The organism is Corallococcus sp. BB11-1, assembly GCF_026626625.1.
Lineage (GTDB): Bacteria > Myxococcota > Myxococcia > Myxococcales > Myxococcaceae > Corallococcus > Corallococcus soli.
The window spans coordinates 1-25,971 of sequence record NZ_JAPNJY010000001.1 but is presented as its reverse complement, the minus strand read 5'-3'; the positions used below and the strand labels follow the sequence as shown (position 1 = coordinate 25,971).

At 73.1% G+C, this 25,971-nt stretch carries 14 protein-coding genes; 3 read left to right on the top strand and 11 right to left on the bottom strand.

Annotated elements, in window-relative coordinates:
• Positions 1–77 precede the first annotated feature (77 nt).
• The gene (locus OV207_RS00070; protein ID WP_267551486.1) at positions 78–644 is read left to right on the top strand and encodes a hypothetical protein; all 567 of its coding nucleotides are present in this window, start codon (positions 78–80) and stop codon (positions 642–644) included.
• A complete protein-coding gene (lnt, locus tag OV207_RS00065) occupies positions 641–2,233 on the top strand; it encodes an apolipoprotein N-acyltransferase (protein ID WP_267551484.1) in 1,593 nt (530 codons plus the stop codon). The genes OV207_RS00070 and lnt overlap by 4 nt, the downstream gene beginning before the upstream one ends.
• A gap of 145 nt (positions 2,234–2,378) precedes the next feature.
• Here lnt and OV207_RS00060 read toward each other — a convergent pair whose 3' ends face one another.
• The 5 genes from OV207_RS00060 to OV207_RS00040 all read right to left on the bottom strand — a co-directional run bounded on the left by OV207_RS00060 (position 2,379) and on the right by OV207_RS00040 (position 7,608).
• Positions 2,379–3,287 carry a class I SAM-dependent methyltransferase gene (locus tag OV207_RS00060; RefSeq protein WP_267551483.1) on the bottom strand — a complete coding sequence of 303 codons (909 nt, stop codon included), beginning with the start codon at positions 3,285–3,287 and terminating at the stop codon, positions 2,379–2,381.
• Positions 3,288–3,385: 98 nt separating this feature from the next.
• A complete protein-coding gene (locus OV207_RS00055) occupies positions 3,386–3,844 on the bottom strand; it encodes an SRPBCC family protein (RefSeq protein ID WP_267551481.1) in 459 nt (152 codons plus the stop codon).
• Positions 3,845–3,897: 53 nt separating this feature from the next.
• Positions 3,898–5,145: a multidrug effflux MFS transporter gene (locus tag OV207_RS00050; protein WP_267551480.1), complete on the bottom strand. Its 1,248-nt coding sequence runs from the start codon at positions 5,143–5,145 to the stop codon at positions 3,898–3,900.
• A 233-nt stretch (positions 5,146–5,378) separates the two neighbouring features.
• Entirely contained in the window at positions 5,379–6,068 is a 690-nt protein-coding gene (locus OV207_RS00045; RefSeq protein WP_267551478.1) for an HNH endonuclease, read from the bottom strand.
• A gap of 16 nt (positions 6,069–6,084) precedes the next feature.
• A complete protein-coding gene (locus OV207_RS00040; protein ID WP_193429514.1) occupies positions 6,085–7,608 on the bottom strand; it encodes a GMC oxidoreductase in 1,524 nt (507 codons plus the stop codon).
• Between the two features lie 169 nt (positions 7,609–7,777).
• Here OV207_RS00040 and OV207_RS00035 point away from each other — a divergent pair, with 169 nt between their 5' ends.
• Positions 7,778–8,785 carry an alpha/beta hydrolase gene (locus OV207_RS00035; RefSeq protein ID WP_267551475.1) on the top strand — a complete coding sequence of 336 codons (1,008 nt, stop codon included), beginning with the start codon at positions 7,778–7,780 and terminating at the stop codon, positions 8,783–8,785.
• A gap of 52 nt (positions 8,786–8,837) precedes the next feature.
• On the opposite strand, the gene OV207_RS00030 is transcribed toward OV207_RS00035, so the two are convergent.
• The 6 genes from OV207_RS00030 to OV207_RS00005 all read right to left on the bottom strand — a co-directional run.
• Complete coding sequence (locus tag OV207_RS00030; RefSeq protein ID WP_267551474.1) at positions 8,838–10,295, bottom strand: reverse transcriptase family protein; 1,458 nt, start codon at positions 10,293–10,295, stop codon at positions 8,838–8,840.
• A 397-nt stretch (positions 10,296–10,692) separates the two neighbouring features.
• Complete coding sequence (locus OV207_RS00025; protein WP_193429516.1) at positions 10,693–12,552, bottom strand: SWIM zinc finger family protein; 1,860 nt, start codon at positions 12,550–12,552, stop codon at positions 10,693–10,695.
• Positions 12,549–19,079 carry a HEAT repeat domain-containing protein gene (locus OV207_RS00020; RefSeq protein WP_267551472.1) on the bottom strand — a complete coding sequence of 2,177 codons (6,531 nt, stop codon included), beginning with the start codon at positions 19,077–19,079 and terminating at the stop codon, positions 12,549–12,551. The genes OV207_RS00025 and OV207_RS00020 overlap by 4 nt, the downstream gene beginning before the upstream one ends.
• Before the next feature lie 12 nt (positions 19,080–19,091).
• Positions 19,092–21,818, bottom strand: coding sequence for a hypothetical protein (locus OV207_RS00015; RefSeq protein WP_267551471.1), 2,727 nt, complete (start codon positions 21,816–21,818; stop codon positions 19,092–19,094).
• Positions 21,819–21,872: 54 nt separating this feature from the next.
• Positions 21,873–25,238: a carboxypeptidase regulatory-like domain-containing protein gene (locus tag OV207_RS00010; protein ID WP_267551470.1), complete on the bottom strand. Its 3,366-nt coding sequence runs from the start codon at positions 25,236–25,238 to the stop codon at positions 21,873–21,875.
• Positions 25,239–25,697: 459 nt separating this feature from the next.
• Positions 25,698–25,971, bottom strand: a 274-nt coding sequence (locus tag OV207_RS00005; RefSeq protein WP_267551469.1) for an ATP-binding protein, incomplete at its 5' end; no start/stop codon positions are given.

Below are 25,971 nucleotides of genomic sequence, written 5' to 3'. Positions count from 1 at the left end.
CCCGGAGGCTCCCCGAGAACATGCGTTCCCCGCAGTCTGGCCCTGAGCGTCGCACGGATTCCGATGGCGTGACGCGGGTGACGCCCTCGCGAGAGTCCCGCGGCGCGGGCACATGGCTCATCGGCGGCGCGGTCGCCCTCACCACCCTGTGCCTGGGACTCTGCGCCTGGTGGCTCTCCCGGCCCGTGACCGTGGAGGAAATGCCGCCCCAGGTGGTCGAGGTGGCGTCCAGGCCCGCTCCGCGAGAGCCCCCGCCGCCCCCGCGCGCGCGTCCCTCCACCCCCGTCGCGGCGCCCCCGCCCGTCGAGGAGCCCGCCCCCGTGCCTGTCGATGATCCGCCCCCCGAAGGCAAGAGCGGCACGGCGCTGTACCAGCGCGGCACCAAGCCGCTGAAGCGCGGGCTCGTCGTGCCCGAGGGCTTCGAGCTGCCCCCCGGCTACCTGCGCCACTATCAGGCCACCGACCACGGTCAGGCCGTGGCCGCCATCCTGATGTTTGATCCGGACTTCACGCCGAAGGACGCCAACGGGCAGCCCATCCCCATCCCCGAGAACCGCGTCGTGCCCGAGGAACTGGCGCCCCCCGGCATGCCCCGCCAGATGCTGGAGCTCCCCGCCGAACCCGAGGACGGGGACGCGCCGTGACGGGATGGCGAGGGTGGGCCGGGGCGCTCCTGGGCGTCGCGGCGACCACCGTGTTGTTCGCCCGCTTCGGTGAGCTGCGGCCGGGCTTCGTCTGGCTGGGCGCGGTGGCGATGGCGCCGTGGCTCGCGGCGCTGGACCGGGCCCCTTCAGCGCGCGCCGCGCTGGCCCTGGGCACGCTCCTGTCGGTGACGTTCACCGCGCTTGTCTTTGGTTGGTTCCCGGGCGCCATCGCCGCGTATTCGCACGCGCCGCCGTGGCTGTGCTGGGGCGTGTTCCTGCTCATCGCCCCCGTGCTCGAACTCCAGTTCCTCACCGCCGCGTGGGCCCGGTGGTACGCGCGGCGCAAGGTGGGGGCGGAGCCTCGGCTCGCGTGGGTGCCCCCCGTGCTCACCGCGCTCGTGTACGTGGGCACCGAGGCGCTCACCCCCAAGCTGTTCGCGGAGACGTTGGGCCACGGCCTCTACGCGTCAGAGGTCCTGCGCCAGGGCGCGGACGTGGCGGGCGCTCCGGGCCTCACGCTGGGCCTGCTGCTCGTGAATGAAGGCGTCGTCGCGGTGGGGCAGGGGCTTTCGGCGCGGCGAGGCCTCCGGCCCGTGCCCCTGGCGCTGGCGCTCGCGCTGGGGCTGGTGGGCTTCGGCTACGGAGCGCTGCGGCTGGGCCAGGTGCGCGCGGCGGTGCGCGCCTCACCCGCGCTGGTGGTGGGCGCGGTGCAGGCGAACATCACGAACATCGAGAAGCGGGCGGCGGAGGAGGGCACCTACACGGTGGTGCGCGACATCCTGGACACGCACTACGCGATGTCGGACGCGCTGCTGCGCTCGGGGCCGCTGGACCTGCTGGTGTGGCCGGAGACGGTGTACCCGACGACGTTCGGCACGCCGAAGAGCGAGGACGGCGGGGCGTTGGATGAGGAGATCCGCGCGTGGGTCGCGGAGCGCGGGGTGCCGCTGGTGTTCGGCACGTATGACCTGGACGGCGAACGCGAGTTCAACGCGGCCATGTTCCTGGGCCCTTCCGCGACGGGCGAGCTGGCGCAGGCCGCGTACCGCAAGACGATGCTGTTCCCGCTGACGGAGTGGGTGCCGGACGCGGTGGACTCGCCCACCCTGCGGGCGTGGATGCCGTGGACCGGCCGCTGGAAGCGCGGGCCCGGGCCCCGCATGGTGGACTTCCGGTTGAACGGCGGGCGCGTGCTCAAGGTCGCGCCGCTCATCTGCTACGAGGCGCTCTTTCCCAACTACATCGCGGAGGAGGTGCGCCAGGGCGCGGAGCTGATCCTCACGCTGTCCAATGACTCGTGGTTCTCCGGCACCCCCGCGCCTCGGCTGCACCTGATGCACGCGGCCTTCCGCAGCATCGAGACGCGCACCCCGCAGGTGCGGGTGACCAACTCCGGCATCTCCGCCTTCATCGACCCCGCGGGCACCTGGACCTCCGAAATGGAGGACAACCAGCGCTCCAGCGTGGTGATGCGCGTGCCGGCGGCGGAGCGGCTGCACTCGCTCGCGGGCGCGTGGGGCGACTGGCTGGGCCCCCTGGCGCTGGTGCTGTCCGCCGGGCTGATGCTGTGGCTCTCGCGGAGGGCGTGAGCACGGAGGCGCTTCAGGTGGAGCGGGAAGCCGCGCTGGCGGAGCGGGCACGGCGGCGCTTCAGGTGGAGTGGGAAGCGGCGCTGGCAGGGGCGCACGGCGTCCCTCCACGCGGAGCCGGTGGGGCTCCGCGGACGGGCCCGCGCTCAGGCGGCTTCGGCGTTCGAGGCGGGGAGCTGCGCGTCCGCCAGCGGCTTCCGGGCGATGACCTGGATCTCCCGGCGCAGGTGCGTCACGCGGCACACCTGCACCCAGGCCCACAGCAGGGCGAAGCGCGCGTATTCGTACGGCGCCCGGAGGCCCTTCGCCAGCCTCCGGCGCAGGATGGCCTTGCCCGCCTTCACCGGCGCCAGGTCGGCCCGCGCGCACGCGTCCGCCAGGTTGTGCTCGTAGAAGTAGACGTGGTGCTGCCAGCCCCGCCGGTCCGGGCGGAACGAGCGGCCCTTCCGGGGCATCACGATGATCTTGTAGTACGCCGCGTCCGGCACGATGACGAACGCCACCCCACCCGGACGCAGCACGCGGTGGATCTCCCGCAGGCCGTCCATGGGCGGATCCACGTGCTCCAGCGTGTGCTTGAGCGTGACGATGTCGAAGGACGCATCCGGGAACGGCATCTTCGCCATCGAGCCATACTCGGCCGCGTAGCCCCGCTCGCGGCAGAGGTTCACGGAGAACTGCGAGTAGTCCAACCCCGTGGGGTTCAATCCCGCGCGCCGCGCCGCCTCCAGCACGTAGCCCGCGGAGCAGCCCACATCCAGCAGGTCCTTCGCGTGGGGCGCGTACTCCAGACACACCTGCACCTGGCGCAAGCACTTGCGCACCCGGTGGTCCCAGCGGCTCATGTACTTCGCGCGGTTGTGCTTGAAGAAGTCCTCTTCGTAGCCCGAGCCCAGGCCGGGCACCTGCTCACGCTTGTAGATGAGCCCACAGCCCGCGCAGCGGCCGTAGCTCAGTTCCTTGAAGGCCACCACCGGACGGGACCCGGTGGCTTTGCAGATAGGACAGGCGGAGAAGAAGGGAGCGAGCATCGCGGGCGCACTATCCATGCTCATGACCAGGAGCGTCAAACCCACCCCTGCCGCGTGGAAGGGAAAGCCTGTCTGGTTTCCGAGCCTGGGAGCCCTGGGCTCCCGCGCGACGCCCGTTTGCGCTAACCCGCCTCGACGAGGGCCGCGAGCTTTTCGAGGGACATCCGCCAGCCGGTCTCGTTGTCGGCGGGGGACACGCCGCTCGGGAGCCCTTCGTGCACGGCGATGACGTCCGTGCCGCCGTCCGCGTCCACGAGCGTGAGCGTGACCGTCATCTCGCCGCGCAGCGTGGGGTCCTCCGTCTCGAACTCCGTCACCTCGACCACCTGCGTGTCCTTCACGAGCTTCGCGAAGTGACCGTGGTACGTGTCCGTGTGCGCGGTCGTCTTGCCCGCCCCGGTGGGCGCTTCGTACGTGAGCGAGACGCGGAACGCGCCCCCTTCGCGCGGGTCGAACGCATGGACGTGGGCCGTCATGCCTTGCGGCACCTTCCACGTCGCGATGGCTCGCGCGTCCAGGAGTGCGCGATAGACGCTCGCGCGGGGCGCTTTCACATGCTGGCGGATGCGGGTCGGCTCCATGCCCGGACCCTATCCGGCCCGGAGGGATTGGCGCCGTGTCCCGAACCGAAGTGTCAGGGCCTCGTCGGAGCGGGTGACTCGACCGCGGGCGTGCCTTCCTTCGGGGGCGGCGCCGTGCGGCGCGCGAGGACGAGCGCCCCCAGCGCGAGCAGCGCGGTGGTGGCCACGCCCAGGGCCATGGGCCTCGCGGTGCCGTCGTGGCTGGCGCTCACCGCCGCCGACGCTCCGGCCGCGAGCATGAACTGGAGCGCGCCCAGCACCGCCGACGCGATGCCCGCCTGCTTCGCCTGGTGCTCCATCGCCAGCGCGGTCGCGTTGGGCGTGATGGCGCCCAGGCTGGAGACGAACACGAACAGCGCCACCGCGATGCCCCACAGCCCGCCCAGGCCCGTCACCACCACGCCCACCAGCGCCAGCCCCGCGAGCGCGGCCACCCGGAGCGACCAGCGCAGCACCTGCTCCGGCGAGGAGCCCGCCAGCAGCCGGTGGTTGAGCTGCGACACGAGCACCAGCCCCGCCGCGTTCGCTCCGAAGAACCATCCGAAGTTCCCCGGCGTCACGCCGTGCAGCGTGATGAACACGAAGGGCGACCCGCCGATGTACGCGAACATCCCCGCCTGCGAGAGCGCCACCGCCAGCGCGTACCCCAGGAAGTCCGGCTGCCGCACGATGCGGACCATGGAGCGGAAGGGCTGGGACGGCCCGCTCCTGGGCGGCGCCGTCTCCGGGAGGATGGCGAACACCGCGCCCAGCGCGATGACGCCGATGACCGCGTGGCTCCAGAAGATGGCGCGCCACCCGGACTGGTCCAGCACCCAGCCGCCCAGCAACGGCGCCAGGATGGGCGCGAGCCCCATCACCAACACCAGCCGCGACATCATCCGCGCCGCCGCCGCGCCGGAGTGCAGGTCCCGCACGATGGCCCGCGAGGACACCATGCCCACCGAACCGCCCAGTGCCTGCGCGAACCGACACGCCGCCAGCACCCCCGCCGAGGGCGAGAGCGCGCACCCGATGGAGCCCAGCACGTAGAGCGTCAGCCCCACGTACAGCGGCTTCGTGCGCCCGAACCGGTCGCTCACCGGGCCGGAGAAGAGCTGTCCCAACGCCAGCCCCGCGAAGAACGTGGCCAGCGTGCGCTCCACCTCGCCCGCGCTCGCGTGCAGCGACTGCGCGATGGAGGGGAACGCCGGCAGGTACATGTCGATGGACAGCGGCCCGAAGCCGATGAGCGCGCCCAGCAGGATGACCAGCCCGGGGCCCTCCGTGGAGCGGGCGGCCTTGGGGGTGGCGGTCGTCATCGGGCTCTCCTCTTCGGCGGCGGTCTGACGGCGCGGCGGGGCCGGGGCTCCTGCACCCGCGTGGAAACGGGGCCTGGGTGTGCGTGTTGAGAGCCGCGTGGGTGGAGAATGGCGCCTTGCATGGCGACTCCAGGCCCTGGTCGCTAGGAAGGTTGGCAAGCGTTCCTTCCATCATGGGCACGCCCTCCAGGGAGGGCGTGCCTGCTTCTTTACGGAAGCGCCCACCGAGCTACCTAGCGATTTCGAAGGCGCGAGACCTTTGTGTAGAGACGGGCCCGCCGCTGCTCGCGATCTTTAGCGAGGTGCAGTGCGCGGTGACAGTTCGGACAGAGCGCGACGGCATTCTCGTCTGTATCAGCCCCGCCCTCCGCGAGCGTCTTGACGTGATGGACTTCGAGGAATGGATCGCCGTCCTTGTCCTCGAATGGCGCGGGGCTGTCACATAGATCGCACTTTCCGTCTGCCTTTTCCAGGACGTATGCACGAACAAGCGGGTCACGCTTGAAGACCTTGGATGTCACCGAGGTCGAGTCCGGCGACTCCTGTCCCTTGGGCTTTTTCAGGGGACCGAGTGCCCGCGCTCGCTTAGTGCTCTTGTCGAGTTCCAAGGAGTCCGACGTCGGTCCAAGCGGAACCAGCCCCTTCGCCGCACGCAGCACTACTGGGACCAGCGGTGCTGGGTAATTGCGGTAGGGCACGTAGCCCTTGAGCCATGGCAGATGATTCTCTTCCAACACTGCTGAGATGTTGCCGAACCTCATCTCAACAGCGCCCTTGGTGCGGTTCTGGATGGCTGTGGAGAGCAGGTCGCGAATGAAGTCCGCCTTCACGAACGGCTCACCTTGATCGTGAAGGCCAAACATTTTGAAGTATGCGGCTACGGAAGCGTCGATTTCCGCCGGGGTCCAGTCGTTGCGTGCCATTGCCCGAAACCCTATCTTAGAGGCGGCCGGCCTTGAGCTCGCCCACCAGGTGGGCGCAGGCCCGCACGGTGAGCGCCATCATCGTCAGGGTGGGGTTCTGCGGGCCCTGGGAGGGGAAGCAGGCGCCGTCCGTGACGAAGAGGTTGGGGACGTCCCAGCTCTGGTTGAAGGGGTTGAGCACGGACGTCTTCGGGTCCTTGCCCATGCGCGCGGTGCCCACCTCGTGGATGGCCATGCCCGGCTGGGACAGCGTCCGGTTGACCTGCTCCACCGTGCAGCCGGACGCCTCCAGCATCTCCAGGGCGGAGGTGACCGCGTCCTCCGTCATCTTCAGCTCGTTGGCGGAGTGCCGGCACTCGATGTGCGCCGCCGGGATGCCCCAGCGATCCTTCACCGTGCCGCTCAGCGTGACGCGGTTCTCCGCGCGCGGGAGCATTTCGCCGAAGGGCACCATGTGCACCTGGTCGTCGAAGGTGAAGACCTGGATGCCGTAGCCGCGCGCGAAGTCGGGATGGCGCTCGGAGACGTTGCGGAACTGGGGGATGTACGCCCAGCCGTGCGCCTTCTGCTGGAGGTGCGCGGGCAGGTTCATCCGCGCCTCGATGCCGCGCAGGTAGATGTGGTCCATCAGGTGGCGGCCCAGCAGCCCGGAGCTGTTCGCCAGCCCGTCCGGGAACGCCCGGTTGCGCGAGTGCAACAGCAACCGCGTGGATTCAATGGTGCCCGCCGCCACCACGACCACCTTCGCGTGCACCTCCTCCGACGTGCCGGTGTTCGCGTCGATGAAGGACACGCCCGTCGCCTTGCCGGTGGTGGGGTCATGCATCACGTGGCTGGCGATGGCGTTCGAGCGCAGCGTCATCCGCCCCGTCTTCTGCGCCGCCGGCAGCGTCACCGGGGCGTTGGAGGTCCGCCGGGCGACGACGTGACGGTCGGGCCAGCGCTCCTTCACCTTCTCGCGCAGCCGGACCTCGCCGGGCGACAGCGGCGCGGGCCCCGCGAAGACGGAGTCCGGCAGCGTGTCCACGCCGTCCGAGTTGCCGTACAGACCCATCCACCGCTCGACGACTTCGTACGAGGGCGCCAGGTCCGCGAGCGACAGCGGCCAGTCCGGGCTGAGCCCGTCCAGGCTGCCCGCGTGGAAGTTGAAGTCAGACAGCCGGTAGAACTGGCGGCCGTGGCTCCTCACGCCGGTCCGCCCGCCCACCTGCCGCGCGCGGATCCACGCGAACGGCGCGTCGTCCGGCGTGGTGTAGGGATTGTCCACGTCATCCACGAAGGCGTGCGGGTGGAAGGGCCAGGCGAAGCTCGTCGCCTGAATGGACTGGCGCCCCTTGCGGTTCGCGTCCGTCTCCACGCGGTAGCCCAGCTTCTGCCGCAGCCGGTGCACCACGTGCATCACCTTGTCCGCCTGCGCGCTCCGGCCCGCTTCGAGCACCAGCACCCGAAGGCCCGCCTCCGTGAGCTGCTTGGCGGCCCAGCCTCCACAGGCTCCCGAACCCACCACCACCGCGTCGTAGACCGTCTTTGACACCTTCATTGCCGCTCTCACCTGGACGGTCTTTCTGCCGCCGTTGCTCAAGTTTGTCTAAACTGTAAACCAGGAGCTCGTTGGAGCCTATCGGGTGCACAGCGTCGGGTCGGTTCCAACAGCCCTCCGGGGTCGGGACTTCCCCTGGCGGGGGGGGCGCTGTCGGAGAGGGTCGGACATGGCGGGTGTGCTGAAGCGGATTCGGTGGGGGCGGCTGCTGGGCGTGCTGGTGGTGCTGCCGTGCCTGCTGGTGGCGCTGGCCCTCTTCGGCCGGGCGGCGTGGCGCTCCGAGCAGTACTTCCACTACCCGAAGCCGGCGGCGGTGCTGCCCGCGGACTTCCCCACCGCGCGGGACGTGACGCTGCGCACGGAGGACGGGGTGGAGCTGCGCGGCTGGTACGTGCCGTCGCGCAACAAGGCGGCGTGGGTGCTGGCCCACGGCCTTTCCCAGACGCGCGCGGACATGTTGCCGGAGGCGCGGGTGCTGCGCGACGCGGGCCATGGCGTGCTGCTGTTGGACCTGCGCGCGCACGGGCAGAGCGGGGGCGAGGCGTCCACCTGGGGCGACCAGGAGCGCATGGACGTGCGCGCGGCGCTGGAGTTCGTGCGGGCGCAGCCGGACGTGGACCCGGCCCGGGTGGGGGTGCTGGGGTTCTCCATCGGCTCCGCGGCGGTGGCGGAGGTGGCGGCGAAGGACCCCCAGGTGGCGGCGGTGGTGCTGCTGTCGCCCTTCAACACGCTGTGGCTGGCGGCGGCGTATGACTTCCGCCGCTTCGGCGTGGTGACGCAGACGGGGGCGCTGCTTCCCTTCTGGCGGCGGGGCATCCGGCTGGAGGAGGTGCGGACGATTGATGCGGTGGACCGCATCCAGCCCCGGCCCCTGCTCATCGTCGTGGGCACGGAGGAGTCCGGGCAGCCGCTGCTGGATGAGCTGTTCGCGCGCGTGGCGCCATATGCCCAGACGTGGCGCATCCCCGGCGCGTCGCACGGCAACTTCACCACGACGGCCCCCCAGGAGTATCCGCGACGGCTGCGGGCGTTCGCGGACGCGGCGCTGAAGGTCGGGCCTGTCGCGGAGGAGGCGGCGGCCGTGGAGGCGCCGCCCCCGGTGAAGGCGCCAGGGAAGAAGAAGGCCCCCGCGAAGAAGCCCACGCGTCGGACGAAGGCGGGGGCAGGGGAGCGCTGAAGGCCGCCCCTGCTTCGGGGCCCGCGCGACGACGCGGGCCCGCTCGCGGCGGCTACGCTTCGGCCGGGGGCGCGGCGGCTTCCAGCTTCGCGAGCTGGTCCAGGTACGCGCGGCCCTTCACCGGATCCGTCATGTAGAGGAACGCCGCCATGCCCTTGAGCTGCTCCAGCGACTCGCCCTCGCGGCCCGGCTTGCCCTTCTGGCGGTTGTGGATGGCCGCGCGCAGGCGGCGCACCACGTCGCGGGGGACTCGCGCGGCCGGGGTGCCGTCCTTCGCCTCGTTCACCACGAGCCCCGTGACCCGCTGACGGCTGCCCTTGCGGGCCACGCGCGTCTTGTTCGGGTGCACCGTGAAGCCCTCCGCCTCCACCACGTCCTTCACCCGCGCGAGCAGCACCGCCACCGGCGCGCCCTGGGCCCGGCGCGCCTTGGCCGCCTTCGCCTTCGTCCAGGAGAACGTCAGGTCGTCCGCGTAGCGCGTGTACGTGAAGCCCAGCTTGCGCGACAGCGCCGACAGCCGCTTGTCCATCCGCAGGCACAGCGCGTTGGTGATGCCCGGCGACGTGGGCGCGCCCTGCGGCAGCGCCCGGGGGCCCTTGGCGACGTGCAGCGTCTTGCCCCGGAAGGACAGCAGCTCGCGCGGGGCCTCGGTGGACATCAGCGCCAGCAGCGTGGACGTGCCCTCCGGCAGGCCGCCCTTGCGCAGCAGGCCCTTCACCCGGCGCCACGTCACCGTGGGGAAGAAGTCCTTCAGGTCCACCTTCACCACCACGTCCGCGCCCTGGTGCGCCAGCGCGTTGGTGAGGATGGAGCGCCCCGCCACGAAGCCGTGCGCCGCGCCGTGCACCGGCAGCCGCTCCACGACGTTGGAGAGCACCCAGCGCTGCGCCTGCTTCAGCTCCGGCTTGGGCGACGTGATGGTCCGCTCGCTGCCGTCCCGCTTGGGGATGCGCCAGCTCACGTAGTTGGAGCCCGTGTCCACGTCGCGGTGGAACGCGAAGCCGCGCAGCTTGGACACGCTGACGTCCAGCGCCTTGGCCAGCGCCTCCGCGTCGTCCAGCGGGGGCAGGCCGTTGACGCGCGCGCGCTCCTCGCGGTGCTCCAGGTCGAAGCGGTCCGGGAGCGAAGCCTCACTCCAGTGGATGCCCACGCCCAGGTGGTTGATGTGCGTGGCCTTCCACGCCTCGTGGGCCTGGCGCCCGAGCGCGCGGCGCTCCACGGCCTCCGCCTTCTTCTTCTCCTTCCAGGCGGTCTTCTCCTTCTCCTTGAGGGAGGAGAAGTCCACCTCGTCCGCGAGCGCGCCCTTCGCGACGAGCTGCGCCTGCACCCACTCCTCGGTGCCACCGGCTTCGGTGATGGCCTTCCAGCGCGCGAGCAGCACGTCGTGCGCGGCGCGGCGGGCCTCGCGCTTGGACGCGGTGGCGGCGGTGTTGGACGCGGCGGCCGGCGGGACTTCGGGCACGGCCTGCGGCGGGGCGGCGGGGACGAACGACTCCAGCTTGGCGGTCATCGAGGCACCTTCGACGGGCGCGGCGGCTTCAGGAGGGGCGACGGACGAATCCGAGCGGTCGAGGGAGGCCAGGAAGGCACCACCAGCTCACCTGGGGCACGGTAGCCTCACCGGCTCTCCCCTCCGGTGCACTAGGGCCCGGGTGGGAAAACGGCGGCTGCGTCGTTGGTTCCGCTTCCCGCCCGGGCCCTAGTGCACCGGAGGGAGAGAGCCAAGAACAGGCTACCTTGCGAAGAGTGTCCAGCATTCCAACCAGAGCGGCGCAACGCCGCTCCCGCGCTCGAGGCGCTAAGGCTGATGCGGTCCAGACCTCTCTCGACCACTCGTGATTCGTGTTTCGTCCGTCGCACCCATCCTTCCAGCCACCCCGTCGGCGGCCGGGCCGTTGGTTGAGGGTTTACACCAGAGTCGAGGCCGCGTCGATGTAGCCGTCCGCGGTCAATTTCTCCAGGCGGCTGAAGTACGCCGTCCGGGCTTCCGTGTCCGAGTCGAACCACAGGCGCTGGTGGCGTGAGTCGCCCAGGCGGGGACCCCAGGCGAGGACCACCACCTTGCCGTCCAGCGAGACGCGATACACCTGCTCCAGGCCCGTCGCCGGGTCGCGGCGCACGTACGAGCGCGTCTCCGCGCGGATGAGCTTGCGGCCCTCCGGCGTCTGGCGCAGCGCCTCCTCCTCCGTGCGGCGGCGCGCGTACGCCAGGCGCAGCGCGAGCATGTGCTCGCACGGGCCTTCACGCATCCCGGAGCGGCGGAAGTGCGGGCAGCCGCAGCCCGCGTCCTTCACGCGGCCCTCCAGGTCCAGCGTGAAGCTGGGGAAGAAGCTGCGCACGGCCTCGCGGTCCACCACCTCGCCCTGGATGCGCGTGCCCTCACCCACGAGGTCGTGCACCTGGGTGAGCTTCACTTCGCCCGCGCCGGGGCCGCCGTCGCCCAGCAGGCGGTGGGCGCGCGCCTCGCGCTCGTTGCCGTAGCGCAGCGCGGCCTCGTCCACCGGGGTGGGCATCAGCTCGCGGGGGCGGTAGGCGCCGCGCGCCACGTCGAAGAGGACGCGGCCGCGCAGGCACTCCAACTGGAGCGCGGCGCGCACCTGGTCCTTGGGCGCGCCCGCGTCCTTCGCCAGCACGTCGAAGGTGAGCGGGCCGTCCGCGCGCAGGCGCTGGCGCAGCTTCTCCGCGAGGGGCTCCGGCACGTCGCGCGGCATCAGCGCGTCGAAGGCCGCGGCGCTGGACCAGCCGCTCTCCGTCCAGCCCGTGAGCCCCAGCGTCAGCGTGGCCTGCCCCAGGTCGATGACCCAGAACACCGGCAGGCCCGGACCCAGCAACTGGACGTGCACGCTCTTCGCGTGGGGCAAGAGGCGCGCGAGCGCGGTGAGGCGGTTGCGGCCGAAGGTGCGCACCACCGCGGGGGCGCTGCCCTGGTACGGGCCGCCGTGGCACTCCAGCACCTGCTCCCACGGCTCCAGCACCAGCCGGGGCGCGGCGCCGGGGACCAGCTCGAAGCGCAGCGCGCGGGGCGCCTTCTTCGAGCGGCGGGTGCGCAGGGCGAAGAGCAGGTTGTACAGGTCGATGGGCGCGATGGAGCAGGTGGTGGCCGGCAGCGTCGCGGCCGACTGCACCTGGAGGAAGCCGCGCAGCCACGCGTGCGGCACCTCCACGTTGCGCGGGGCGCGGGGCTCACCGGGCGCGGGGGCCTTCGCGGACGGGGCGACGTGGGCCTCCAGCGTCACCGGGGCGTAGGCGCGCAGGCGGTCCAGGCGGGCGGGCAGGTCCGCGGGCACGTCCAGGAAGGTGGAGCCGTGCGCGGCCTCGCGGTGGTCGAAGAGGCTGTTGTCGAAGGCCAGCCGCGCGTAGGCGCTCTCGTCGCGGGAGAAGACCTCCAGTGACACCTGATCCGGATCCACCGTGAGGACGGGGTCCAGCACCGCGTCCTGCTTCTCCTCGCCTTCGAGCGAGCTGTCGAGGAACGCCTTCTGGGCCTCCCAGATCTGCGCGCTGGCGCGCTTGCCCTGCTTCATCAGGTACGCCAGGTACGCGGTGCGGTCGCGGCCCCGGTAGCGCAGGTCGCTGGAGAGCACGGCGAAGGCGGCGGCCAGCGCGTCGCGGAAGAGGGTGGGGTCCTTCACGGTGCCGCTGACGCCCACGGTGCCGCGCGAGCCCTCCAGGGCCAGCTGCACGCGCGAGGCGTCCGGGGTGACGACCACGTCGCTCGCGGCGGCGTAGTTCAGCGCGACGGGATGACGTGCGGTTGCGGTGCTCACGACGGTTGACCTTCCTTGCGGGCGCGCTCGGCGGCCCGGCGTGCACGTTTGTGGGCGCGGTAGGCCGCCTTGCGCAGCTCCACCGACTGCGACTTGTCGAAGGCCGCGGTCTTCAGCAGCGCCGCCGCCTCGTCACCGCCCAGGCGCCCCAGCGCGGCCCACGCGTCCTGCCGCACCTCCGGCTTTGCGTCGGACGCCACGGGCTTGAGCGGCTCCAGGTCCTTCTTCGCCAGCAGCGCCGGCACCGCGAGCCTGCGCGGCTCGCTGGCCGTGAGCAGGCCCGGCGCCACCTTCGCGCCCGTGGGGCCCATGGCCACCGGGTCGAAGGGCTTCACCTCCAGCGCCCAGGCGGAGGCCTGGTCCGGCACCAGCGCGGCCAGCACCGACGCGGCGGCGGAGCGCACCGGGGCGTCCGGGTCCGCCAGCGCGGTGCGCAGGGCCTGCGCCTCGTTTGTCGCCTTCAGCCGGCCCAGCACGCGCGCGGCTTCCTGCCGGACGCCCGCGGGGGCCTGGGTCTCACCCTTGCGCAGCACGTCGGCGGACGTCGCGACCAGCTCCTTCGCGCCCAGCCGCGAGCCCGCCCACAAGAGGCGCTCCCAGGCGCTGGCCAGCGGCTCGCGCTTCGGGGGCGACGTGGCGGCCCAGGCGGCGGCGGTGCGCCGTTCGGCGGCGACGACCGCGCGGGTCAGGCTGGAGGTGTCGGTGGCGCCCAACTCGCGCGCATCGCCCGTCCAGGTGCCCACCAGCCGCGCGGCCTCCTCGCGGGCCTCCGGCTTGTCGTGGCCCAGGAGCGCGATGACCTCCGGCAGCGGCAGCGCGCCCCGACGGGCGAGCCCCCGACGCAGCCGCAGCCGCAGCTCCGCGTTCTCCAGCGTGGCCAGCCGGGGCACGAGCTGCGCCGGGTCGCCTTCGCTGGCGAGGTAGGTGGCGGCGGGCTCGGAGATGTCCTCCTGGGTGCTGGCCACGGCGAGGAACTCCACGCGCGTGCGGTCCTTCGGGAACAGCGCGTCCAGCGCCTTGCGCGCGGCCTCGCGCAGGTCGTCGTCGTCCTCGTCCAGCGCGGCGGCCAGGGCCTTCTCCGCCTCCGGGTCACCGAGCTTGCCCAGCTCCTTCGCCACGGTGATGCGCACCTCGTCGTCCGTGTCGCTGTCGGCGAGCAGCGCCTCCAGCTTCACCCGGGCGCGCTCCCCACCGATGGCGCGCAGGCCGCGCACGCCGGCTTCCTGGTGCTCGGAGGAGGTGCCCTCCATCGCGGCGACCTCCACCTTCTCCTCGATGCGGCGGCGCTCCTCGCCCTCGGGCATCCGGCTGGCGAGCCGGCCCAGGGCCTCGATGGCGGCCAGCACCATGTCCTGTTCGGCGGGCGCGTCCGCGGTGCCGCCACCGGCCACCGTCTCCAGCTCGGAGAGGGCCCGGGCGTCGCCCAGGGTGCCCAGCGCGAGCAGGGCCCGGCCGCGCTCCTCGCCTTCACCGGCGCGCGAGTACAGCAGCAGGGGCCGCAGGGCGCTGGCCCGGCGCAGGTGCGCCACGCCCTCGGCCGCGGGCAGCATCAGCTCCCGGGCTCCGGCGCGCAGCACCTCCTCCAGCGGCTCCACCGCCGCGCCCTGCTCCACCACGCGCTTCGAGTAGCGCGCCACCGCTTCGGCGCGAACGGTGACGTCGCGGTCGGTGAAGAGCGAGACGAGCAGCGCGTCCTGGCCCTCGTTCTTGCCGTGCTCCAGCTCCGTGGCGGCGGCCTTGCGGACCTCCACGTCGTTGCTGCGCACGGCCACCTTCAGGAAGCGCACGGCGAGCGCCGCGTCGCGCTTCTTCAGGTCGCGCTCGCGCTCCTTCAGCTTCTCCTGCTCCGGCGGCCAGGTGAGCTGCATCGCGGCCGTCACGGTGGCGAGGCGCACGGTGGCGTTCTCGTCCTCCACGCTCTGGCGCGCGAGCACGTCCAGCGCTTCCGGACGGCGGGTGCGGCCCAGCGCGGCCACCAGCTTCGTGCGCTCCGGGATCTCTGGCGCCACGGACAGGCGCGCGGCGAGCGCGGCCACGGCGGCGGACGTGCCCAGGCGCGCCAGGGCCTCCTGCGCGCGGCGCACCACCAGCGGCACTTCGGAGCGCAGGAAGGCGCCCAGCACCTCCACCGCCCGGTCATCCCCGCGCCACGCGAGCAGCTCCGCGGCGCGCAGCCGCAGGTCCTCGTGCTCGCTGCCAGCCGCGCGGCCCAGGGCCTCGGTGACGCGCGGGTCGTTGGCGCCCGCCAGCCGCTCGATGACGCCCACGCGCAGGTCGGCGTGCTCGCTGCCCAGCGCGGCCAGCAGCGGCTCCAGGCTGCCCGCCGGGCTCAGCTTCTCCAGCAGCTCGAAGGCGGACTTGCGCACCTCCGGCAGCGGCGAGTTGAGCGCCGCCGTCACGCGCGGACGGGCCGCGTCGCCGCGCTCCGCCAGCTCCTCCAGCGCGGCGCGGGCCACGTCCGGAGCCAGCGAGGCCAGGGCCAGCGCCAGCGGCTCGTCGCTGCCAGCGGGGTACAGCTCCTTGAGGCCCGCGAGCGCCGCGCGTCGCACCAGCTGGTGCGGATCCTCCAGCGCGCGCAGCAGGGCGGCCACGGCGGCGGACGTGCCCGCGTAGCCCTCCAGGGTGAGCTTCACCACGCGGTCCACGGCGTCGCGGCGGACGCGGTGGCCCTCCTCGTCGCCCGCGGACACCTGCCGCAGCAGGCCCACGTAGGCGCCGAACGCCAGCCGGCGCAGGTGCTGGCGCTCCGCCTGGGTCGCCGTCTGCGGCGTCGCGGAGCTTCCCTCCGGCGGCTTCACCGCGGAGAAGAGGCGGCGCAGCCAGCTCTTGCCCGTGGCGGACGCCGTGCCCTGCTTCTCCAGCGTGGATGCCTGCACCACGTGAGATGCGCCCTCGGCCGTCTCCGGCTTCCAGGGCGCCTCCAGCGTGCGAGGCCGCGCGACCTTCTGCGCCTCGCGGAAATAGTCCAGGGGCTTGTTGCGCAGCAGCAGCACCTGGGCCGCCGCGTAGCGCTGCTCCGGCTGGGCGCTGGAGAGCGCCTCCGCCAGGCCCACCACGCGCCTGGCCCGGTCCTCTTCGGAGGGCCAGTCCTTCATGTCGCCGGCCTTCTCCGGGCGCGGCGGCAACAGCACCTCCACCAGGTGCGCGCGGTACGCGTCCGGCTCCGTGCGCAGCTCCAGCGCGCGCGCCGCCGCGTAGCGCACTTCCGGGCGTCCGCTGGACAGCGCGCTGGTCAGCAGGTCCGGCGGCTCGCCGTCGCGGCTGGCGCGCAGGTCGCGGGCGAGCACGATGGCGAACACCATCTCCTGCACCTCGCGCGCGGCGTCCTCCAGGCCGTGCAGCAGGCCGCCGTCACCCTCCGGGCCCAGGGCCGCGAAGGCGAGGATGGCGCCCAGCCGGATGGGCAGGTGCTCATGGCGCAGGTTGCCGGTGAGCACCGGCAGCGCGCGCACGTCACCCAGGCGCGACAGGCCGTCCGCCGCCCACGAGCGGGCCGCGACCAGCGAGTGCCCCAGGGCGTCCAGCAGCGCGCCCTCGTCGCCCCGGCGACTGGCGGTGGCGAGCCCGCGGGCGCCCTGCTCCTGGAGGTCCGTCAGCTCGTGCGGCAGGAGCACCGTGGCGTAGAAGCCCAGCAGGCGGCGCGAGCCCAGCGTGGCCAGCGCGCGCGCCGCGCGGATGCGCAGGGGGACCAGGAAGCCCGGCGGGTAGAGCCGCTCCAGGTCCTTGTCGGTGATGAGCCCGCGCAGGGGCTCGATGATGTCCTCCGCGCCGCGCGGGGCGAGCAGCTCCGCGGCCCGCACGCGCACCGGCAGCGCCGCCGCCGCGATGCCCGCGAGCAGGGGGCCGTTCTCACCGGGGATGAGCTTGTCGAGCGCCTCCAGCGCCGCGACGGCCACGTCCAGGTGTTCGTCCTGCACGCGCTTGAGGAGCGCGGAGCGCAGGGGCTCCGCGGGCGCGTGGATGGCGCCCTTCGCGGCCTTCTCGCGCAGCGCCGGGTGCGTGGAGGCGAGCGCGGCCAGGTGCGGCTCCGGCTTCTCCTTGCCCGCGAGCTTCACCCACGCCTCGTACGCGGCGGTGGCCACGGCCACGTCGCGGTCCTCCACGGACTTCTTCAGCCGGTTGAGCGCCCAGTCTTCCGTGCCGCGCTGGGCGAGCACCTCCACCGCGCGGTTGCGCAGGTCCGGGAAGCGGCCCGTCAGCGCGCGGTCCACCGCCTTCTCCGGCTCCTTCTCGTTCCACGCCCACAGCGTGCGGAACGCCTCGCCGCGCACCTTGCCGGACTCGTCCTCCAGCGCGTTGCCCAGCAGCGGCTCCGCGCCGGCCGCCTTCGCGCCCAGCTTCACCAGCCGGTCCAGGCCGCGCACGCGCACGTCCTCGTGCCCGGAGCGCAGCGCGGCCTCCGCGGCGGACAGGGGCGCGTCCACGTCCAGCGCCACCACCGCCTCCAGCGCCGTGGCGCGCACGTCCGCGTCCGCGTCGTCCAGCATCCACACCAGCCGCTCGCGGGCGCGCGGGTCCTGCAGCGCCTGGAGCGAGGCCGCCGCCTGACGCCGGATGGCGGACTCGTCCTCGCGCGACAACTGCAACAGCGCCCCCAGCGCCCGCCCGTCCCCCAACTGCGCCAGACCGCGCGCGCCCCGCACCGCCGTGTCCGGCATGCGGCACGCCATGGCCGCGAGCAGCGGCTCCAGGTCGGCCTCCGTCAGCGCCGCGCCCGCCGTGGCCTGGGCGAAGAGCTTCTCGCGCGAGGCGGCCAGCTCCGCGTCGGTGGCGGACTTCACCTCCGCCTCCCCGGCCGCGCGCTTCGCCTGGAGCGTCAGCATGCGCGCCACTTCACGCACCGACCGGGCGAACTCCTCGTCCTGCTTCTCCAGCGTGAGCGCCAGGGAGCGGCGCTCCAGCACGCGCACGGCGAAGGCCACGCGGCGCACGTCCCGGTCCGCGTCGTCCAGCGCGCGCGCCACCAGGGGTTGCAGGCGCGGGTCCCCCAGCAGGCCCGCCACGGAGGCGCGCAGCAGCACCTCCACCTTGAGGGCGGCGGGGCCCCGCTCGAAGGCGAGCTTCAGGGGCTCCGTGCTGCCCGACGGGGAGACGGCGACCAGCGCGTCCAGCGCGGCCTCGCCCACGGGGGCCTTGTCGTCCGCGAGCTTGCCGGAGATGAGCCCCGGCACCAGCGGCGACGTGCCGCCCAGCTTCGAGAGCCGGCGCAGCGCCAGCACGCGCGTGTCGGAGAAGCGCGAGTCGAGCGCCGCGCGCGGGGCCGCCAGCGGCGACTCCGTCTCCAGCTTCGTCAGCGCGTCCAGCGCGGCGGTGCGCACGCCCACCACGTCGTCGTTGAGCCGCTCGCGCAGCTTCGCCCGCGCGGCGGTGCGGCCGTGCGTGCCCAGCTCCATGGCGGCGAGCTTGCGCACCTCCGCGTCCGGGTCCGTGCCCAGCAGGGCCAGCGCGAACTCCAGCGCCTCTGGCTCCAGCAGCGCGGCGGCTTCGCGCACGGCGGCCTCACGGCGCGGACGGCCCGCCTTGCGCGCCTCCTGCAACACGTCGAAGCCGTGCGTGTACGTCACCTGCTCGTCCGTGGGCTTGCCGTCCGTGCCCAGCGTGAGGCGCGTGACGGTGCGCTCATCCCCGGCCGCGAACACGAAGCCCAGCAGCTGCTTCGCCTGACGGGGGTTGGCCGGCGGACCGAAGGCCACCGCGTGCACGGCTTTGGTGCCCAGCTCGAACGTGCGCGGCTTGCGGCGCTCGTCCAGCCGCCAGACCTTCAGCTTGCCGTCGCCGCCCACCGACGCGATGCGCTCCGCCGGCTCCTGGCCCGCCTCCGCCACGGGCGTGGGCGGGAACACCAGCCCCAGCACCGGGCCCGCGTGGCCGCTGTCCTTCTCGCCGCGGACCTCGAACTCCACCGCGCCGACCAGGTACCAGATGCGCAGCTTCCCATCGTCGCCCGCGGAGACCAGCCGCCCGTCGCGCGGCGTGAAGGCCAGCGCGCGCACCGCGCCCTCATGGCCCGCCATGTCCCGCCGGGCGCCGGAGGCCACCGTGAACGAGCGCACCACGCCGTCATCACCCGCGCAGGCGACGTACGTGTGCGAGGGGTCCACCGCCACCGCGCGCAGCGGCTGCGCGGACGCGCTCCACTCCGTCAGCTTGCGCGTGCTCTCCCAGTCCCACGCGCGCACGAAGCCGTCCATGCCCGCCGTGTAGAGCACCTTGCCGTCCGGGCTCGCGGCCACCGCCGTGCACCCGCCCGGGTGCGCGCCCTGGAGCTGGAACTGCACCGCACCGTCGGTGAGCGACCCGAAGCGCACCGTGCCGTCCGCGCCCGCCGCGGCGTAGCGCTCGCCGGACAGCGCGAGCCCCAGCACGTGGGCCGGCAGCGACGCCGTCCACAGGACCTTGTTGGTGCCGGGCTCGTACGCGGTGAGGCGGCTGTCCGGGGCGGCACGCGTGCCCCCCACGAGCAGCAGGCGGGCATTGGCCGCGAGCGCACGGACCTTCTCGATGTTGCCGATGGAGAGGTTGGCCATGGTGTCGTTGTCCTAGATGCCGCCGAGCTGCACGCCCGGGTGAGCCGCACGCAGTTGCACCAGCGAGGCCAGACAGCTCTGCCACTCGCCCTTCGCCACGGAGCCGGTGAATTCGCCCAGCACGGGCGCCACCACGCGGGCGAAGCTCTCGTCTTCCAGGCCCAGGTCCCGCACCAGCTCCACCACGCGGCGCTTGGCCACGCTCGCGGACAGCCGGCGCTGAACGTCGCCCTCGCGCGCTTCCTTCGCGCGCCCGGGCGGCAGGCCGAACAGCATGCGCCGCAGGAACGTGCGCAGCGCCTCCACGTCGCAGAAGCGCGTCGTGCCACCCGCCTCGCGCGCGTCCTTGCCGCCGCCCGCCGGCTTCCAGTCCTCCGGCAGGTGCAGCGGCCGGTGCTTCTCCCAGAGCAGCCGCACCGCGAACAGGCCCACCTCGCGGTCCGCGCTCTGCATCAGGCCGGACAGCCGCTCCGCCCCGCCCAGCCGCGCGTAGTGCCGGCGGATGAGCTCCACCGCCACCTCCCGCGTGCTGCGCTTGGTGGACTCCGTGAGCGCGAACACCTTGCCCGCGTCCAGCTCCTCCGGCTGCAGCGTGTGGCGCGCATCCGCCCCCGGCTCGCCCGCGTTGAGCAGGGCGTCATAGGCCAGGTTGCGGATCTCCTTCGCGTCCGAGTCCGCCAGCTCGTACACCCGCGTCTGGTAGCCCCACGCGCGCAACTCCGAGCGGGCGATGGTCAGCGCGAAGCGGCGCACGTCGTCGCGCGCGTCCAGCAGCGCGGGCCACAGCTTCTCCGGCGTGTACGCCTTGCGAGGCGCCCGGGGCTTGATGTCGTAGGACTTCGACTCCGGCTGCTCCGGCCCGATGCCCGGGTGGTGGCAGCGCAGGTACGTCTGCGCGAACGTGCGCACCGGCGGCGGCTGCTTCGCGCCCAACGCCAGGTCGAACAGGCGCTCCAGGCCCTGCGCCGCGTCGCCCGTGTCGCTGAAGTCCGCGGGCACCACGTTCTCCAGCAGGTAGCGGTGCCCGAAGTCGTGCAGCGTGGGGTCCGCCCGGCGCGCCAGCGCCAGCAGCCAGGGCACCGTGAGCTGCCGCGCGGTGAAGAGCTTGCGGTTGCCCAGCAGCGCCAGCGCCGTCTCGCGGTGCTTCGCGCTGAACACCAGCGCCTTCACCCGCTCCACGTCCAGGCCCGGCAGGCTGTCCGCGCGCGTGAGCCACTGCGCCGCCTGACGTCCCAAACGCGGGTTCGACACCAGGTCCAGCAGCCACTCCGGCCCGATGTCCGCCGGCTTGTACGCGCCCAGCGCCTTCATCGCCGCGTCCTCCACGACGCGCGGGCGCGACGAGCGCTTCGCCTCCGTCAGCGTCTGCTTCCAGAACGCCGCGGGCATCTCCCCGGCGGCGTACTTGGACGCGATGTAGCCGGTGGCCCACTTGAGCTGCTCCTGCTTGCCGAAGAGCTGCTCGCGCAGGAAGTCGTGGGTGAGCTCCGCCCGGTCGAAGGACTGCTCCAGCACCTTCGCCGCGAAGCCCGCCGTGGCCTTCGTGACGAGCAGCCGGCCCAGCAGCTCCAGCCCCAGCTCGCGCGGCTTGCGCTTCTCCAGCGTGGCGGCGGCGAACGCCACCACGTCGGCTTCGCCGTTCTCCACCAGCTCCGCCAGCCGGTCCGCGGACATGTCCTGCGCGTGGCCGCGCGCGTACTCGATGGCGTACGCCCGGGCCTTGTCGCTGGGGGACTCCAGCAGCGCGAGCACCGCGTCGTGCAGCCCGACGGCGCGCAGCTTGCCCTGGTGGAACTCCGGCGAGCCCTGGAGCGTCTCCACCAGGAAGTCGTGCGCGGTGCCCAGGGGCCGGCGCGCCAGCCGGTCCAGCCACGCGGGCGTCACCTTGCGCAGCGCCTCCGGGAAGTCCTTGCGCAGGCCCTGGATGGCGAACTTCGCGGCCGGGTCCGAACCGCAGGTGTCCAGCAGGCGCATCAGCGCGTCCGGCGAACGCTTCCACGCGTCCGGGTACATGCGCTGCTTCACCATGTCCCCGGGCGGCTGGATGGGGAAGCGCGTCGCGGAGTAGTTGCGGCCGTTGTGCGCCCAGACGTGGTGCGCCACCCAGCAGGAGGACCAGGACGTGTCCGGCTGGTAGTGCCGCAGCACCTCCACCGCGAACTGCGGGTAGAGCTCCGGCACGGCCGCGCCCAGGTGGCGCAGGAAGCGCCACGCGCGGCGCTGGAGGTAGGTGAGGGTGCCGCTGCCCACCTCGCGCGAGCGGTGGCTGCCGCGCTCGGTGTCGAATCTCCACGCCAGCACGCCGAACATCTCCGCGTCGTGGCGCGCCTCCGACAGCTTGTAGATGCGCTTGAGGCCCGCCCAGAGGCCGAACTTCAGCGGCGCTTCCTTCACCAGCGTGAAGAGCGCGGCGCGCGCGGGCTCGCTGTTCTTCTCGTACAGGGACACCAGCAGGTCCGCGAGCGCGAAGCGCGCGGGCAGGGGCACGTCCTTCTGCGCGAGGAAGCGCTGCCACGCCTCATGCGAGCCCTTGCGACGGCCGGCCTTCTCACCCTGCGCCTGCGCCTGCGCGAGCAGCGCCCTCAGCGCGTCGAAGTCGAGCGCGCCCTGCGGCAGCGGGGTGTCCGACGTCTTGTCCGGCTGGTCCAGGAACGCCAGCACGGCCTCGGCGAGGTCCGGTGCCTCCGCCCTGGCCAGACGTTCAAGGTCCGTTGCGCTCAGCGCGTCGCTCGGGGTCATGGGTCGGGGGGTTTAACACACCTCACCGTCCTCCAAGGGCCCGATGGGCCGACCTCACCAGGTGAGGGTGGGCACCTGCACCTCCTGCGCGGCGGCGGTCCCCACCGCCACGTCCTGCCGGTACGTCAGCCACCTGCCCTGGCCCCGGTGGTGCAGCACCAGCAGCGTGTAGGGCCCGGGGGGCACGTGGTCCCAGGTCTCGTTGCCGGAGGAGGTGCGCAGGCCCTTCTGGCGCAGCTGTCCCGCCGCGTCGTCCGACGCTGGCAGCGGCACCGTGCCCGGGAAGAGGAGCGCGATCCCCTGGGCCCCGCGCTCGCCCCAGCGCAGCGTCACCGTGGTGCCCGGCGAGGTCGCGAGCAGCTCCACCCGGGTGATGCGATGCGGCTGGACCTGCACCTTCTTGTAGGGCGCCACGTACGGGCCGCTCCCGGCGCGCAGACCCACCAGGTAGGCGCCGGGCTCCAGCTCGCGGAAGACGGTCTTCGCTTCATCGTCGGGCAGGAGGCTGATGACCTCCAGGTCCCGCTCCGCCCAGGCCGACACCATGGCGGGGTAGGGCTTGCCCTGCGCGTCCTTCACCGACACCTCCAGGCGGGTGTCGCCCTGGAGGCGCAGCTCGAGCGTGTCCTCGGTGGGGCCCAGCGCGCGCTCCAGCGTCGCGTAGTCCGCCTTGGCGTGCATCGCGGTGAGCCGGTACGGCCGGGACTCCACGGAGGGCAGCGTGAAGGTGCCATCCCGGGCGGTGGTGGTGTCCAGGAAGCCGCCGTGGACGTCGTAGATGTCGTACTTCTCCCCGGACTCCTCCTCCGCCGCGGCCTTCAGCTCCGCGAGCGGAAGGGACAGGGAGATGTCCACGCCCTCCAGCGGTTCGCCCGTCGCGTCGTCCACCACGCGGCCCCGGACGGTGTGCCCCGCTTCGATGCGCACCTCGCCCAGGTCCACGTCGCGCCCGGCGGGGACCCGCACCTCGCGCTGGGTGAGGGCGTGGCCCGGGGCCTGGAAGGTCAGGTGCTGGAGGCCGGGCTTGTCCACGAAGACGGTGAAGGCCCCGCGCGGGTCGCGCACGGGCTCCTCGTTCAGCTCGAAGCGCGTGAGGGGCGCCCCGTTCGGCTTCACCAGCCGTCCGGTGATGCGGCCCTGGGCGGTCAGCACGACGCGCACGGCCAGGTTGCCCGCGCGGGCGATGACCCTGGGCTCCTCCTCGTCTGGCACCCACCGGCCCAGCTTCAACCCTCCGAGCAGCTCATCGGATCCCTCGTCGTCCTCGTTGTCCTCGTTGTCCTCGGGCTCGGGTTCGGGCTTCGCGGGGGGGCGGGGCATCGCGTAGCCGGGCTTCGTCGCCGTCAGCTCGTAGTCCCAGTCCCGGGCCAGCGGCTCCAGGGCGAAGCGGCCGTCGGGCCCCGTCACGGCCTCCAGGGGGGAATAGGAGCGGCCCTCGCTGGCCTCGTCCTCCCTGGCCACGGCCGTCACGGTGACGCCCGCCAGGGGCTGGCCCCGGACATCCACCACCACGCCGGCCATCCGCCCATCCAGGTCCAGCCGCAGCGCCAGCTCCACGGTCTCCGAGCCCCGCACGTCCACGCGCTGGGGCAGCAGGCGCTGGTAGCCGCCCGCGGTCGCCGCCAACCAGACGGCGTAGCTGCCCGGCTCCACGCCCCGGATGACGAACGTCCCGTCCTCCTCCGTGGAGCCCGCGAAGTCGACGCGCCCGTGGTCCTCCGGGTCGTCCTCGTCCACGCCGCCCTTGCTCAGGGTGACGTCCACTCCGTTGACGGGGGCGCCGCTGGAGCTCGTCACGGAGCCCTGCACCGTGGCGCCGGACTCCAGGGTCACCTGGATGCCGGAGGAGGGCGCCTGGGCCTGGATTTCGCGCCGCAGGAAGCCCTCCGCCTCGACGATGAGGGGGCCCGCCATGGCCTTGTCCACCTTGATGACGAAGTGGCCCGTGTCGTCGGTCGTGGCCTCGAAGGTGCGGATGCGCATGTGCCTGTGGTGCATGAAGAGCCGTAGCTTCCCGGGGGTCGTCTCCGCGGGTTGGGGGCGCAGCGACAGGGAGGCCTCCTTCACCGGCTGGCCCTGGGCATCCAGGACCCGGCCCTCCACGAGGACCGCAGGGGACAGGACGAACTCCAGGGGCGGGGTGTCGCGGCCCACGGCCCGCTCCTGGGTGAGGTCCTGCATCCGCTCCGCCACCACCTGGAACCGATAGGTGCGCGCCATCAGCGGGCCCAGGCGCGCGTGGCCCTCCGCGTCGGTCTGTCGGGTCTTGTCCACGCCCTCGCCCACCCCGCCCAGGTCGAAGGCGTCCCTGTCGGCGCCGATGGCGACCACCACGGCGTCGCGCACGGGACGGCCCGCCGTATCTCGCACGGTGACGTCGACGAAGAACGCGGTGCCCAGGCTGAGCGTCACCTCGGCGTCGGATGGGTGCTCCGTCAATTCCACCTGGGCCCACGCCCGCTGGCCGTCGTGTTCCGCGGTCATGACGTAGGCGGAGGGCAGCAGGTTGTCGAAGCGGAAGCGCCCGTCGGCGTCGGAGACGGCGATGCGTCCACCGGCCTTCTCCACCACGGAGACGCCGGGGACGGGCCGCTCACCATTGAGCACCTGGCCCACGATGCGCCGGGGCGGGTGCAGCACCAGGTCCTCCTCCAGGGGCACCGGGCTCAGGTCCTGGAGCCAGGTGGAGAGCTTGCCCGGGTGGGCGGCGGCCAGGGTGTAGATGGCCATGGGGAGGGGGCCCACGGCGAAGCGGCCCTCGGCGTCCGCGGTCGCTTCGAAGTAGCGCGCGTTCCCCGAGTGCAGCACCGTCAGCCGGGTGCCGGGGAGCGGGGCGCCGTCCTCGTCCACCACGCGGCCGGAGAGCTTCTGGGCGGGGGCGAGCACCAGCTTCACGTCCTGGGCGCCGGTGGCGACGTCCTCCTCCAGGGCGGCGCCGTCCGGGCCCAGCGCCCACACGGCCACGGTGCCCTGGGGCAGCCCCTCCAGCGTGAAGGTGCCGTCCTGGGCGGAGGCGGTGCGCGTGAGCACGAAGGCCGAGCCCCGGTGGGAGGCCACCATCTCCAGCGCCCAGTCCCAGGCGGAGGCGGTGGTGCAGTCCCCGTCCGCCAGCGAGACGTCCGGGGCCGTGTCGCAGGGCAGCTCCGACAGGGTCTCTCCCGGCAGGGGCACCGTGGCGGAGACGTCCACGCCGGCGACGGGCTGGCCCCGGAGGTCCAGGACGCGGCCCCGCACCTGGAGCGCGCCCCGGGGCGGCGGGGGCGGGGCCTCCGACAGCGGCCGGCGCACGGGGCGGGACGGGGTGGCGCTCGGGCCCTCCGGGGACGGCGAGGGGGCGCGCAGCCACCACCAGGAGATCCCCGCTCCGACGAGGAGCAGCAACAGCGCCCCTCCGATGACCACCGCCGACGGCTTTCGCATGGCGCCCCTCCAGGGTGGGCGACTGTAGCAGCAGGGCCGACGTGGACCGCGAGAGGGGGGGCGGACGAAAAAAGGGGGTCAAACCAAGGATTTCAGCGGCCGACGTATTTGGAGATGAGGTGGGAGCGGTGGGGGCAGAGCCTCCGTTGCTCAAGGGCTCCGGGCGCAGAGCGTCCAGGGCGGCGGGGGGAAGGGTTCTGGGGGTCGATCTTCCGGAACTCCTCAAGGTTTTTCGCGGTCGCCGTCTCCAAGGCACAAGCAGGACGGAAGCGGGCCTTTGGGGGCCGTTTCCGATGAGGGGGACTCCTCGGGGGAGGAGTTGAGTCACTGGGAGCGCGTCGAGGGGGCGCGCTCCCAGTGTTTTTTACGGGGTCGGCCTGGATCCGCGCGGGGGCGCAGGGTCGGCCGGCCCGTTTCATTTCTGGATGGAGAGGATGACCTGGCGGTCCGGGTTCCCGCTCAGCCCCCGGAGACCACCCGCAGCGGCTGGGTGCCTTCGCGCAGGGGCTTGGTGGCCCCGGCCAGCTCCAGGACGTGCGCGCCTTCGGCCTCGAAGTGCGCGCGCAGCCAGGGGTGGCAGGTGAAGGCGATGACCTGGTGGTGTTCGGCCATGCGCGCGAAGAGGCGCACCGCGCCGCGGGCCCGCTCTGGATCGAAGTTCACCAGCACGTCGTCCGCGATGAGCGGGAGCGCGCCGCGCGTCTCCCCGAAGTAGCGGATGACGGCCAGCCGG

What these genes read in the sequence shown, in the direction of transcription:
- OV207_RS00030 (WP_267551474.1), bottom strand. Translation starts at nt 10,295, where the DNA reads ATGACCGCCAAGCTGGAGTCGTTCGTCCCCGCCGCCCCGCCGCAGGCC.
- OV207_RS00055 (WP_267551481.1), bottom strand. Translation starts at nt 3,844, where the DNA reads ATGGAGCCGACCCGCATCCGCCAGCATGTGAAAGCGCCCCGCGCGAGC.
- OV207_RS00015 (WP_267551471.1), bottom strand. Translation starts at nt 21,818, where the DNA reads ATGACCCCGAGCGACGCGCTGAGCGCAACGGACCTTGAACGTCTGGCC.
- OV207_RS00020 (WP_267551472.1), bottom strand. Translation starts at nt 19,079, where the DNA reads ATGGCCAACCTCTCCATCGGCAACATCGAGAAGGTCCGTGCGCTCGCG.
- OV207_RS00050 (WP_267551480.1), bottom strand. Translation starts at nt 5,145, where the DNA reads ATGACGACCGCCACCCCCAAGGCCGCCCGCTCCACGGAGGGCCCCGGG.
- OV207_RS00045 (WP_267551478.1), bottom strand. Translation starts at nt 6,068, where the DNA reads ATGGCACGCAACGACTGGACCCCGGCGGAAATCGACGCTTCCGTAGCC.
- OV207_RS00060 (WP_267551483.1), bottom strand. Translation starts at nt 3,287, where the DNA reads ATGAGCATGGATAGTGCGCCCGCGATGCTCGCTCCCTTCTTCTCCGCC.
- OV207_RS00035 (WP_267551475.1), top strand. Translation starts at nt 7,778, where the DNA reads ATGGCGGGTGTGCTGAAGCGGATTCGGTGGGGGCGGCTGCTGGGCGTG.
- OV207_RS00010 (WP_267551470.1), bottom strand. Translation starts at nt 25,238, where the DNA reads ATGCGAAAGCCGTCGGCGGTGGTCATCGGAGGGGCGCTGTTGCTGCTC.
- OV207_RS00040 (WP_193429514.1), bottom strand. Translation starts at nt 7,608, where the DNA reads ATGAAGGTGTCAAAGACGGTCTACGACGCGGTGGTGGTGGGTTCGGGA.